Annotated in this window: 6 protein-coding genes and 2 pseudogenes; 5 read left to right on the top strand and 3 right to left on the bottom strand. The window is 59.9% G+C overall.

Annotation, left to right across the window (positions count from 1 at the left end; genetic code table 11):
- The first annotated feature begins 21 nt into the window (after positions 1 to 21).
- Complete coding sequence (locus tag JFV26_RS26510) at positions 22 to 336, top strand: SCP2 sterol-binding domain-containing protein (protein ID WP_201196489.1); 315 nt, start codon at positions 22 to 24, stop codon at positions 334 to 336.
- Between the two features lie 213 nt (positions 337 to 549).
- On the opposite strand, the gene JFV26_RS26505 is transcribed toward JFV26_RS26510, so the two are convergent.
- The gene (locus tag JFV26_RS26505; RefSeq protein ID WP_201196487.1) at positions 550 to 714 is read right to left on the bottom strand and encodes a hypothetical protein; all 165 of its coding nucleotides are present in this window, start codon (positions 712 to 714) and stop codon (positions 550 to 552) included.
- 274 nt (positions 715 to 988) lie between these two features.
- Here JFV26_RS26505 and JFV26_RS26500 point away from each other — a divergent pair.
- The 4 genes and pseudogenes from JFV26_RS26500 to JFV26_RS26485 all read left to right on the top strand — a co-directional run bounded on the left by JFV26_RS26500 (position 989) and on the right by JFV26_RS26485 (position 7,913).
- Positions 989 to 2,834: pseudogene (locus tag JFV26_RS26500) on the top strand (amidohydrolase).
- 149 nt (positions 2,835 to 2,983) lie between these two features.
- Entirely contained in the window at positions 2,984 to 3,706 is a 723-nt protein-coding gene (locus JFV26_RS26495) for an endonuclease/exonuclease/phosphatase family protein (protein WP_342215491.1), read from the top strand.
- A gap of 272 nt (positions 3,707 to 3,978) precedes the next feature.
- A pseudogene (locus JFV26_RS26490) lies at positions 3,979 to 6,523 on the top strand (autotransporter family protein); the annotation flags it as partial.
- A 322-nt stretch (positions 6,524 to 6,845) separates the two neighbouring features.
- Entirely contained in the window at positions 6,846 to 7,913 is a 1,068-nt protein-coding gene (locus tag JFV26_RS26485; protein ID WP_201196485.1) for an autotransporter domain-containing protein, read from the top strand.
- 156 nt (positions 7,914 to 8,069) lie between these two features.
- On the opposite strand, the gene glgB is transcribed toward JFV26_RS26485, so the two are convergent.
- Positions 8,070 to 10,301: a 1,4-alpha-glucan branching protein GlgB gene (gene glgB, locus JFV26_RS26480; RefSeq protein WP_201196484.1), complete on the bottom strand. Its 2,232-nt coding sequence runs from the start codon at positions 10,299 to 10,301 to the stop codon at positions 8,070 to 8,072.
- 2 nt (positions 10,302 to 10,303) lie between these two features.
- Entirely contained in the window at positions 10,304 to 13,645 is a 3,342-nt protein-coding gene (gene treS / locus JFV26_RS26475; protein WP_201196482.1) for a maltose alpha-D-glucosyltransferase, read from the bottom strand.
- Positions 13,646 to 13,711: the final 66 nt, after the last annotated feature.

The raw sequence follows: 13,711 nt of genomic DNA, 5'->3' as shown, positions 1-13,711 counted from the left end.
TACCCAAGAAAGGATCGAACCATGACCTCCGTAGCTGATGCCGTACAAGCAATGAAAGCCAAGTTCAACCCAGCCGCTGCTGCCGGCCTGGACCTGGTATTCGGTTTCCGCATCGACGAAGACAAAAACTTCTCGCTGATCGTTAAAGACGGCACTTGCGACCTGCAAGAAGGGGTCAACCCGGACGCTCAAGTGACCCTGGTCATGGACGCTGAAACCCTGGAAGGCATCGTCGACGGTTCGACCGACGGCATGCAAGCGTTCATGGGTGGCAAGCTGCGCGCTGAAGGCGACATGATGCTGGCGATGAAACTGTCCGAGCTATTCCCGTCGTAAGATGACGGCTCCCGCCTTGGGGAGCCTCTCTGGCTGCACACGAATCCCGCCTGGCGGGATTCGTCGTTTCTAGCGTAGGAGCTGCCGAAGGCTGCGATCTTTTGATCTTGCTTGTGATCTTCATCGGTGCCGAAAAGATCAAGATCAAAGATCGCAGCCTTCGGCAGCTCCTACGTGATCATCCTGGTTTAGCACGTGCCGGCGTCATCCATTTCACTTTGTCGCATCGAACGTTGCAACCCTCCCCATAGAGTCAGCCGTCATCATGACAGTATCGGGGATAGCGCTGGCCTGACTGGCATACAGATAAGTCCCGACCAGGCCGACGGCGATCAGCGCAGCGATCAAGATACCTTTCGGGTTACTGAGTTTAATCATCGTCTACATCCTTGTTTGGGCGGGCAGGAATCTAACTGATCTATCAGGGACCTAAAACAGGCTGCCAGCGGATTTGCGGTCTATATTCCTTCTGGCCGCATGCGTCAGACATCGGCTGTTCGATCCGACTTCTTTTACGAAGAGTCATGCGGAGAACACTGCCATGAGCCCACCTGACGACCACGACGGATTCAATCACCGCCGTGTACTGCATGGCCTTTCGGCAGGCACCGCCGGTGCCTGGGTCAGTCCACTTTTCGCAGGGAGTAAAACCATGCCCGATGCCCCGGCCGATCTGATTCTGTACAACGGACGCCTGCACACCGTCGACCGCAAGAAACCCCAGGCCAGTGCCGTCGCGATCAAGGACGGACGCTTCGTGGTGGTCGGCAGCGATGCCCAGGCCATGGCCCTGCAAGGCCCCGGCACGCAAATCATCGACCTGCACGGTCGCACGGTGATCCCGGCCTCAACGACTCGCACTTGCACTTGATTCGCGGCGGCCTCAATTACAACCTCGAACTGCGCTGGGAAGGCGTGCCGTCACTAGTCGATGCCTTGCGCCTGCTCAAGGACCAGGCTGACCGCACACCCACGCCGCAGTGGGTGCGAGTGGTGGGGGCTGGACCGAATTCCAGTTCGCCGAAAAGCGCCTGCCGACGATTGAAGAACTGAACAAAGCCGCACCCGACACCCCGGTGTTCGTCCTGCACCTGTACGACCGCGCCCTGCTCAACCGCGCGGCGCTGAAAGTGGTCGGCTACACCCGCGACACGCCGAACCCGCCGGGTGGCGAGATCGTGCGCGATGCCAATGGCGACCCGACCGGCATGCTGATCGCCCGGCCGAATGCGATGATTCTCTACTCGACCCTGGCCAAGGGGCCGAAGTTGCCACTGGAATATCAGGTCAACTCGACCCGCCAATTCATGCGTGAACTCAATCGCCTCGGCCTCACCAGCGCCATCGATGCCGGCGGCGGTTACCAGAATTACCCGGACGACTATCAAGTCATCCAGCAACTGGCCAACGACAAACAGCTCACCGTGCGCATCGCCTACAACCTGTTCACTCAGAAACCCAAGGAAGAACTGAGCGATTTCAAGAACTGGACCAGCACCTCCCATTACGGTCAGGGCGACGACTTCCTGCGGCACAACGGTGCCGGGGAAATGCTGGTGTTCTCGGCGGCGGATTTCGAAGACTTCCTCGAGCCGCGCCCGGACCTGCCGCAAACCATGGAACAGGAACTGGAACCGGTGGTGCGGCACTTGGTGGAACAGCGTTGGCCATTTCGCCTGCACGCCACTTACAACGAATCCATCGGCCGCATGCTCGACGTGTTCGAGAAGGTTAACCGCGACATTCCGTTCGATGGCTTGCCATGGTTCTTTGACCATGCCGAAACCATCACCCCACAGAACATCGAGCGGGTCAAAGCCCTGGGCGGCGGCATTGCGATTCAGGATCGCATGGCGTTTCAGGGCGAATACTTCGTCAACCGTTACGGCGCCAAAGCTGCCGAGCACACCCCGCCGATTGCCCGGATGCTCGCCGAAGGTATCCCGGTCGGCGCCGGCACCGATGCCACCCGCGTGTCGAGCTACAACCCCTGGACTTCGCTGTACTGGCTGGTCAGCGGCCGCACCGTCGGTGGCCTGGAACTGTACCCGCAAGGCTTGAGCCGCGACACGGCGCTGGAGCTGTTCACCCACGGCAGCGCCTGGTTCTCGTCGGAGCAAGGCCAGAAAGGCCAGATCAAAGTCGGGCAACTGGCGGACTTGATTGCACTGTCAGCGGACTACTTCCACATCGAGGACGAAGCGATCAAGTGGATCGAATCGGTGCTGACCATCGTCGATGGCAAGATCGTCTACGGCGCCGTCGAGTTCGACAAGCTCTCACCGCCGCCGATTCCGGTGGTGCCGCAGTGGTCGCCGGTGGCCAAGGTGCCGGGGCACTGGAAACCGTTGGCGCCGCTGACGGCACAGGTTCACCAGTGTGTCGGGGCGTGTGCGGTGCATGCTCACAGTCACCAACAGGCGCGGATGTCGTCGGCGCCGGTCAGTGATTTCCAAGGGTTTTGGGGCGCGTTTGGCTGCTCGTGTTTCGCGTTCTGATCACCGACCAACTGTAGGAGCGAAGCTTGCTCGCGAAGGCGGCATGTCAGTCAACTTCAATGTTGAATGTTAAGCCGCCTTCGCGAGCAAGCTTCGCTCCTGCAAGGGACTCTGTGCGAACGATGTCCCAGCAACTCCCGCGTATACGGATGCCACGCCGAGCCAAACAGCTCGGCCGTGGCGCCGCGCTGCAGCACCTCGCCATCCTTCCGGAACTGCGCGAAGCGGTACGCAGCACCTCGGCAGACCTGGTGTTTCTCCAGGAAGTAGTCGGTGAGCACGAGCGGCACTCTGCCCGTTACAACGCCTGGCCGCAGGTGTCGCACTACGAGTTCCTCGCCGACAGCATGTGGAGTGATTTCGCCTATGGCCCCAACGCGGTCTACCCCGACGGGCACCACGGCAACGCGCTGCTGTCGAAATACCCGATCCGCGAATATCGCAACCTCGATGTCTCGATCACCGGCCCCGAGCGCCGTGGCTTGTTGCACTGCGTGCTGGACGTGCCGGGCCACGCCGAAGTCCACGCGATTTGCGTGCACCTGAGCCTGCTCGAAAGCCATCGCCAGTTGCAGTTGCTCTGCCAACTGCTCGATTCCCTGCCCGACAACGCACCGGTGATCATCGCCGGTGATTTCAATGACTGGCAACTGCAAGGCAATGCCGCCCTCGCCCGGCGCGAATACCTGCACGAAGCCTTCGAACGCCACCAAGGGCAGCCCGCGAAGACTTACCCGGCCCGCTTTCCGCTGTTGCAGCTTGACCGTATCTACCTGCGCAATGCCAGCAGCCATCAACCGAAAATTCTCGGCAACAAACCGTGGACCCACCTCTCTGACCATTTGCCCTTGGCGGTGGAAATACACCTCTGACTCATACTTTTGACCGAACCATTCGTCAGCCGCACTGACCAGACCCCAAGAATGCGTCTACACCTTAAAAAGCTAAGGAGTAGCAGATTCAAGTCGTTAGGGCACAGGTCTCGCGTAATTCATGAAATCGAGTTAATTCAAAGTCCGGCGAACCACCAAGGATGATATCCCCGAAACTCAAAGCAGGGATTCACCATGAGTCGTTACATCGGGCTTCTGCGGACTTTGCCGCAGGTCTTCGTTGTACCCGTTTCACTGTTGATTTTCGTCAGCCCCCAGCCTCCGGTGCCTGCATATTGATTGCCGGCCCCGGTAACGATGTATTCACCTGCGACAGCGGCACCAGCGGTGCATTGACCGATCTGGCGGGCAACAACAGCCTGACCTTCCCCGCCAATGGCACCGGCCGGATCAACGGCAATGTGACCTTCGGTGCCGGCAGCGACGCGGTGGAAATGAACTCCGGCACCCTCACCGGTCAATTGGATCAGGGCAGTGGCAACGACAGCCTGCGCATCAGCGCCGGGCAAATCACTGGCGCCGTCAGCCAAGGCAACGGCATCGATAATTTCATCATGAGCGGCGGGACGATTCAGTCCCTCGCCCAAGGCGACGGGCGCGATACCTTCCTGATGACGGGCGGCACGATCACCGGCGCTTTCGAAGACGGTGATGTGGCGAGGATGACTGGCGGGACCATTGGCCGGGTTGACATGAAGCTCGATAACAATATTTTCGACCTCTCGGGCGGCCAGATCCTCGGCAACCTGGTCACCGGGTTTGGCACGGATACCATTATCGTCTCGGGCGGGCGAATCGGCGGCAATATCAGCGTCAGCGGCGGTAACGACAGCATCACCGTCACCGGTGGCGAGATTGTCGGCGAAATACGCGCCAGTACTGGCGACGACACTCTGGTCTGGAATGGCGGCGGAATCATCCGTTCAGCCATCCTGATGGGCGACGGCAATGACCGTGCGACGTTGAGCAATCTGGATGAAAACACCCTCGCCCTCACCCCGAGTATTGACGGCGGTCCCGGCAATGACCTGTTGACCTTTGATCACACCAACTCTGCGAACCCCGCCCGCTACATCAACTGGGAAACGGTCAATCTGAGCAACGGCTCGCAACTCAACCTCGCCGGTAAAGTCGTTCTTGGCGACAGCATCAGCGGCACCGGGGTGTTCAACATTGATGGCAGCAGCACGCTGACGTCCACCCAGGGCAGCATCACACCCTTCACCGCAGGTCGATTCGCAACCCTGAACAACGCCGGGGTGATCGACCTGGCCAGCGGCAACACTCGCACCAACGACACCCTGACGGTGCAAGGCAACTACGCTGGCAATGGCGGCCAACTGCTGTTGCAAAGTGTTGTCGGCGACGACAGCTCCCCCAGCGACAAACTGGTGGTGAATGACGGGACCTTGACCGGAAGTACTGTGATCAGTGTCACCAACCTCGGCGGCGTCGGCGGTCTGACCCTGCAGAACGGTATCCAGTTGGTCCAGGCCCAAGGCTCGGCGGTCAGCGATAACACCGCGTTTGTCCTCAAGGGCCCGGTGTCGGCGGGTGCTTACGATTACCGCCTCTTCAAGGGTGGCGTGACCGCAGGCTCCGAAAACAGTTGGTACCTTCGCTCGGCGGTGGTCGCGCCAGCGGTCATGAGCATTCCCAACCCCGATCCAGCCTTGCCACCGATCATCGTTGCGGTGGTGGCGATACCCGTGGCAGCTGCGACGCCGACGATCATAAGCATTCCCAACCCCGATCCATCCTTGCCACCTATCATCGTTGCGGTCGGCGCTCCAACGCTACCGGTATTACCCGCTGCCGTACCGGGCGCTGCGCCGATTCCGCTGTATCGACCGGAAGTCCCGACCTGGTCGGTGCTGCCACCCGCCGCCGCGCAACTGACCTTGAGTGCCCTTGGCACTTTCCATGATCGTCAGGGCGATCAACGACTGCTCACTGAAACCGGGGCGTTCGGCGCCGGCTGGGGTCGAGTGTATGGCAAGAATTTCGACCAGACCTGGGCCGGCACTGTCACGCCACGGCTCAATGGTTCGTTGGACGGTTTTCAGGTCGGTAACGACCTGTACAGTTCGCAGACCTCGGGCGGGCAAACCCAACGCACCGGGTTCTTCGTCGGCCACACCCGTTTGCAGGGCGATGTCGACGGTTTCAACGAAGGCTTTGAAGGCCAGCACGCCGGTAATGTGGAACTGGAAGGCGACAGCTTTGGCCTGTATTGGACGCTGACCGATCCTGAAGGCTGGTACCTCGATACCGTGGCCATGGGCACTCGGTTTGACGGCGACAACCGTTCCGATCGCGGCCTCAAAATCGACAACCGCGGCCATGCCCTGAGCCTTTCGGCAGAGGTCGGCTACCCGATCGCGTTGCCAGGCAACTGGGTGGTTGAACCGCAAGCACAAGTCATCCATCAGAAGATTTCCCTGGACAGCCAGGACGACGGCATTTCACGGGTGTCGTTTGACTCCGACGGTGCCTGGACCGGTCGCCTCGGCGCTCGCTTAAAGGCCCGCTATGAGATCAGTGGCCGGCCTCTGGAACCTTATCTGCGGGCGAATCTGTGGCACACCTTTTCGGGCACCGACACGGTGACGTTCGACCATGCCGACCAGATCCAGACTCAGCAACGATCCTCGTCTGCCGATCTTGGCGTCGGGGTCCTACTGAAGCGTCGCCTCCTCCGTGAGTGTGTACGCCAGTACCGATTACACCAGCAATATTGACAGCAATCAGTTGCGTGGAATCGTCGGCAACATCGGGATAAGGATGAGCTGGTAAGCCGATAGCCAGCTATCGAAAGCCCTTGTATCAGCGGTTTTTGATGATTTTTTTTACAAACAATAACTTATAGACACGCCAAAAATCAGTTATTTGTAATCACCAAAATAGCCATACCATTTATCGGCCATTTTCTTGACGCAAGGCCACAGGTCTTCTTAGCTACACCGTACTACCCCCGGAAATATCACCAGGGGCAAGCCTTCAGAAACCTGCAAAAACGGGCGGCCAGAGGCTTGCCCCAATCCATTCGGTCGCCCCTCATTCGGGGTAGGAGAGACGCCAAAGCGCGATATGGCATGCGTTTGCAAGGTAGACCTCCATGAAAACTTCATTCACCCAACAAGAGATAAAAATTACTTTTTACACGGTCTCGGGTTCACTCCTGCTGTGCTCGTCCATGGAGGTGCAGGCCGGGCCGGCCGAGGATGACGCCACCCCCTGGTATCGCCAGGACGTCCCGACGTTGACCTTGCCAAACATCGCGGCCATTTACCCGGGGCACTTCAGTGCAACCCCGGACATGCGAAGCTCACACCTGACCATCGAAGACGCCGCGCCGGGTGCCTGGGATCAACTCTACGGGCAGGCTTCACGCCTGGCAGAAACCAATGTTCTATCCGGGGCTTTTTCGCTCCCCGGCGCAGACGAATTCAAAGGCCCGGCCATCCTGACCCTGCAAAGCAGCGGCGGCCGGGTGCAACGAGTCGGGTTGGTGGGGGGCATCAGCCAGTACCAGGGCAACAGCAACGGCCTGCTGAGCAATCGCGCCTTTACTGACCCCGGCAACGACACCCTCAACCTTCAAGGCCAGGCCCTCGGCGCCTACTGGAGCCTGATCGGCCCCCAAGGCTGGCACGTCGACTTGACTGCCAGCGGCGGCCGGGTCAACGGCTTTAGCCGAGATGCCCAAGGGATGCGGCAAACCGCTGAAGGCAGCGCGATGACGGTATCGGTAGAAGGTGGTTTCCCCATCGGCCTGGGCGACAACTGGGTGATCGAACCCCAGGTCCAGCTGGTTAACCAGCGCATTACCCTGGACACGCCCTATGCCGGTGCCAATAACGCCACCAGCAGCGATCTGTCGTCCTGGAGCGGTCGGGTCGGCGCCCAATTGAAAGGCAACTACGCCATCAATGGCCTGCCAGTCGAACCCTATGTGCGGACCAACCTGTGGCACACCATGTATACCGGGAATACCGTGACACTGGATCAGGTGGACAAGATCAGCAGCAGTCGCAATTCATCCACGGTCGAGTTGGGGCTTGGATTGGTGGCCAGGGTCTCGCCCACCGTCAGCTTGTACATCAGTGCCGATTACAGCAGTGCCGTGGACGCGAATGATTTGAACGGGATTATTGGGAGTTTGGGGATTCGGATGCGGTGGTGAGGGGTTAACCGCAATAGGTATGTTGTTTGATCTGGCGCCTTCGCGGGCAAGCCTCGCTCCTACAGGATTTGTGTTGGTCGCGTCATCGTCATTTCGGCACGACATAACGCCTGTAGGAGCGAGGCTTGCCCGCGAAGGGAGCGACACGGTTTTAAATCAACCCTCCGGACGCAGAATCAACACCGCCAGCGGCGGCAAGTTCAGCACCAGCGACAGCGCCTGGCCATGGCTCGGTTCTTCCTCGGTAAACGCCCCGCCGCCATTGCCATAGTTGGAACCGGCGTAGGTGTCGGCATCGCTGTTGATCATCTCGGTCCAGCGCCCGGCAAATGGCACGCCGATCCGGTAGGCCTGACGCGGCACCGGGGTGAAGTTGGCGACCACCAGCACCGGCCGCCCCTCTTTGCTCCAGCGCATGAAGGCATAGACGCTGTTGATCGCATCATCACCGATCAACCACTGGAAGCCTTGCGGTGCGTCGTCCTGGTCGTGCAGCGCCGGCTCTTCGCGGTACAGCCGGTTGAGGTCACCCACCAGTTTCTGTACGCCTTTGTGTTCCGAGTACTGCAACAGGTACCAATCCAGTTGCTGATCGTGATTCCACTCACGCCACTGGCCGAACTCGCAGCCCATGAACAACAGCTTCTTGCCCGGATGCGCCCACATGAAACTCAGGTACGCCCGCAAGTTGGCGAATTTCTGCCAGCGGTCGCCAGGCATCTTGTCGATCAGCGAATGCTTGCCGTGCACCACCTCATCGTGGGAAATCGGCAGGATAAAGCGCTCGGACCAGGCGTACACCAGGCCGAAACTCAGCTCGTTGTGATGATGGGCGCGGTACACCGGGTCCTGCTGAATGTAATGCAGCGAATCGTGCATCCAGCCCATATTCCACTTGTAGTCGAAACCGAGGCCACCCTGCTGGGTGTTCTGGCTGACACCCGGCCAGGCTGTCGACTCTTCAGCGATCACCAGCGCGCCGGGCGCTTCGAGATCGACGACGTCATTGAGATGGCGCAGGAAGTCGATGGCTTCCAGGTTCTCGCGGCCGCCATGGCGGTTCGGCACCCATTCGCCGGCCTTGCGCGAGTAATCGCGATAGAGCATCGACGCCACCGCATCGACCCGCAGGCCATCGACGTGGAAATGCTTGAGCCAGTGCAGCGCCGAAGCGAGCATGTAGCCGTGTACTTCGGTGCGGCCGAGGTTGTAGATCAGCGTGTCCCAATCCTGGTGGAAGCCTTCCATCGGATTGGCGTATTCATACAGCGCCGTGCCGTCGAACTGCGCCAGACCGTGGGTATCGGTAGGGAAATGCGCCGGCACCCAGTCGAGGATCACGCCGATCTCAGCCTGGTGACAGGCGTTGACGAACGCGGCGAAGTCATCCGGCGTGCCGTAACGAGCGCTCGGGGCAAATTGCGAGAGCAACTGATATCCCCAGGAACCGCCGAACGGATGCTCCATGATCGGCATCAGCTCAATGTGGGTGAAACCCAGCTCCTTCACATACGGAATCAGCCGCCCGGCCAATTCGTGCCAGGTGTACTGGCGGGCAACTTCGCCCAGATCATCCAGCTCGCACTGCCAGGAACCGGCGTGCAGCTCGTAGATCGACAGCGGCGCGCTCGGTTTTTGACGCTCGCCACGGGACTGCATCCACTCGTGGTCCTGCCAGTCGATGTTCAGCGGCGAAGCGACTTTCGAAGCAGTGTCCGGCGGCATTTGCGTGGCCAGGGCCATCGGGTCAGCCTTGAGCGGCAAAATGCCTTGCGTGCCGAGGATTTCGTACTTGTACGCCTCCCCTGCTTGCAGGCGCGGAATGAACAACTCCCAGACCCCGGTCGGATGACGCAGGCGCATCGGGTGCCGACGACCGTCCCAGACGTTGAAATCGCCGACCACCGACACCCGTTTGGCATTTGGCGCCCACACAGCGAACCGCACGCCATCGACGCCATCGACGCTCTTCAACTGCGCGCCGAGGCAGGCGCTGAGATCGCGGTGATTGCCTTCGGCAAACAGATACAAGTCCATCTCACCGAGCAGCGGCCCGAAGCTGTAAGGGTCTTCGGCGACTTGCTCGCCGCCGGCCCACCGGGTGCACAGCAGGTAAGGCTGGGCGCGGTTGAAGTGGCCGACAAACAGCCCCGGCGTCTGAGTGGCTTCAAGGCTGCCGAGCTCTTCGCCGGAATCCTTGGCCAGCACCTGAACGCTTAAAGCGTCTGGCAGATAGGCCCGGATGAATTGCCCGCCATTGTCATCGCCGTGAGGGCCGAGTATGGCAAACGGGTCGTGGTGTTCTGCGCGTACCAACGCATCAATGTCCGACGCCCTGGGCAGCAGTGTTTCTTTGTGGTGACCCTGTTCCGTGTTCGAGAAACTCATGACTACTCTCCACCAAGATCGGAAAAGGGTTTGAGCCCACTCAATAACCCATACAAACCGTGCAACGGCACCGGCAGCCAGGTGGGGCGATTTTCCGCCTCATAAGCCACTTCATAGGCCGCCTTCTCCAGACCGAACAACGCCAATGCGGCGTCTTCGCCCTCAGGATCTTGCCACGCATGAGCAAGACTAGCTGCCGCCAGCCGATAAGCGTCGATAAATGCCTGTCGCGCTTCACTTAAATAACGAGCGGCCACCCGTTGTCGGGCTGCCTGGGCATCGGCGGTGTTATCGACGTTATGCACGTTGATCGCCATCGCTGCCGCGTAATCGAACGAACGTAACACCCCGCTCACATCTTTATACGGGCTGTGCTTGCCGCGCCGCTCGCTGAGTGGCCGCGCCGGCTCACCTTCGAAGTCGATCAAGTAGGCGTCACCCTTGATCACCAGTACCTGGCCTAGATGCAAGTCGCCGTGGACCCGAATACGCAGCCCACCCGCGGCTTTTTTACCGAGTTGCTGGACATGGCCAAGAATGGCTTTTTTGTTGTCCAGCAAATGACTGACCAAGGCTTTGTCTGCCGGGTTCAGTTCGCTTTGATGCTGCTTGAGCAACTTCAAGGCGTGTTCCAGTTGCGCCGCCACGTCCCTGGCCGAAGCCAGGGCATCCTTTTGTGAGGTGATTTGTGGGGCGAAGTCCGGGTCGTCGGTCGGCGTTGCCAGCACCGCGTGCATTTCCCCCAGGCGCTGGCCCAGCATGCCAGCGAAATCTTTCAGTTCGCCGAGGGCGTTGTAGTGCTGCTCCTGCTCGGACATGGCGTCGGCCAGTTCGTCCCGCAGCGCCCGTTCAAGGTTGTTCTGCGTCCATTCCCAGGCGTCGCCCTGATTGCTCAAATAACCTTGGGCAATCATCAACAGGGTGTCTTCGCCCTTCGAATCACGACGAATCACCGAACCGAGCAATGGCGAAATATTGCCGAAACCGGCGGCGGTCAGGTACGCGCTCATTTCCAGTTCCGGGTGCACGCCCGAGGCGAGTTTGCGGATCAATTTCAGCACCAGGCTGTTGCCGATCACCACCGAACTGTTGGACTGTTCGGCGGCCAGGTAACGCACTTCCGATTCAGCGGTCAGACCGCGCTTGGCCAGTTCGGCGGTCGGTTCGAAACGAATCTCGCCTTCGCTGGACTGCAACACGGTACTGGCCTGCAGGCCTTCCAGCACGGCGCGGATATAAGTGTCGAGGCTGAACGCATCGGTGATCAAACCGACCTGGCGCACTCGCCGAACCCGCGACAATGCCAGTTGTTGCGGCAACGCCGCGCCAACCTGATCTTCGGAGATAAAGCCAAACGGCAGTTGATAGCGACTGGTCTGGCCGGCGCTGGTGACGTCGATTTCACTCAACAACACCGGATGCAGCGGGTCACCGAAACGCACGCCATAAGCGATGTTGACGCTGTCGATGGCCGTGTCCTTGCCGGCAAACCAGCGACGGTTCTGCAACCAGTTCGGCAAGATGCCTTGTTCCAGTGTGCCGCGAGACGGCGCTTCGAGCAGTTCTTCCATGCGTTTTTTCAGCACCAGCGTGGTGAAGTCCGGCAGGCTTTGCGCCGGTTCCACGTGCCAGCTCGGCATCTGGTTTTCGGCCGCGAGTACAAACCAGTAGAAACCGTATGGAGCCAGGGTCAGGAGGAAATTTAACTGGCCGATCGGCGGGAAGGCGTTACCGCCGAGCATCTCCACCGGAACCATGCCGGCGTAGGCTGACAAGTCGAGTTCTGCCGCCTGCGCACTGCGGGACACGTTGGCCACACACAGAATGATTTCGTGTTTGCCGTCGGCGCCAGTGAACTCACGGGTGTAGGCCAGAATCCTGCGGTTGCTCGGCGAAAGCATTTTCAGCGTGCCGCGACCGAAGGCCTTGGACTGCTTGCGCACTGCCAGCATGCGCCGGGTCCAGTTCAGCAGTGAATGCGGGTCGCCAGCCTGGGTTTCGACGTTGACTGAGAGGTAGCCGTATTGCGGGTCCATGATTGGCGGCAGCACCAGGCTGGCCGGATCGGCGCGGGAGAAGCCGCCGTTACGGTCAATCGACCATTGCATCGGCGTACGCACGCCATCGCGGTCGCCGAGGTAGATGTTGTCGCCCATGCCGATTTCATCGCCGTAATACATGGTCGGCGTGCCGGGCATCGACAGCAGTAAACTGTTGAGCAGCTCGACACGACGGCGGTCGCGCTCCATCAGCGGCGCGAGACGGCGGCGAATCCCCAGGTTGATCCGCGCCCGACGGTCGGCCGCGTAGTAATTCCACAGGTAATCACGCTCCTTGTCGGTGACCATTTCCAGGGTCAGCTCATCATGGTTGCGCAGGAAAATCGCCCACTGGCAGTTGGCCGGGATTTCCGGGGTCTGACGCAGGATATCGGTGATCGGGAAACGGTCTTCCTGGGCCAGCGCCATGTACATGCGCGGCATCAGCGGGAAGTGGAACGCCATGTGGCATTCGTCGCCGTTCAGGCCCTTGGCGTCGGTGTCACCGAAGTACAGCTGAGTGTCTTCCGGCCATTGGTTGGCCTCGGCCAGCAACATGCGGTCGGGGTAATTGGCGTCGATTTCGGCACGGATCTGCTTGAGGACGTCGTGCGTCTCGGGCAGGTTTTCGTTGTTGGTACCGTCGCGTTCGATCAGGTACGGGATCGCATCAAGCCGCAGCCCGTCGATGCCCATGTCGAGCCAGTAGCGCATCACCGAGAGCACGGCTTTCATGACTTGCGGGTTGTCGAAGTTAAGATCCGGTTGGTGGGAGTAGAAACGGTGCCAGAAGTACTGGCCGGCGACCGGGTCCCAGGTCCAGTTGGACTTCTCGGTGTCGAGGAAAATGATGCGGGTGCCGTCGTACTTTTGATCGTCATCGGACCAGACGTAGAAGTCCCGGGCGGCCGAGCCTTTCTTGGCCTTGCGTGCGCGCTGGAACCAGGCATGCTGGTCGGAGGTGTGGTTGATGACCAGCTCGGTGATCACTCGCAGGCCGCGTTTGTGGGCCTCTGCGATGAAGCGCCTGGCATCGGCCATGGTCCCGTAGTCTGGATGGACGCCGCGGTATTCGGCAATGTCGTAACCGTCATCCCGGCGTGGCGAGGGATAGAACGGCAATAGCCAGATGGTGTTGACGCCCAGATCGGCAATGTAATCGAGTTTGGCGATCAGACCGGGAAAGTCGCCGATTCCGTCGTTGTTGGAGTCGAAAAAAGACTTAACATGAACCTGATAAATCACCGCATCCTTGTACCAGAGCGGGTCTTTGATAAAGGTGGCTGACTTGGGTTTCTTCGCCATTTGAAACTCCTGTTGAATTCGATAGCGCGAGTAAGGCGCAACACCCACTTGGCACTGGCAACCCAG

The sequence above is a fragment of the Pseudomonas sp. TH31 genome, assembly GCF_016650815.1.
Classification (GTDB): domain Bacteria; phylum Pseudomonadota; class Gammaproteobacteria; order Pseudomonadales; family Pseudomonadaceae; genus Aquipseudomonas.
The sequence above is the reverse complement of the archived record's forward strand: the minus strand, read 5'-3'. Positions and strand labels throughout refer to the sequence as shown.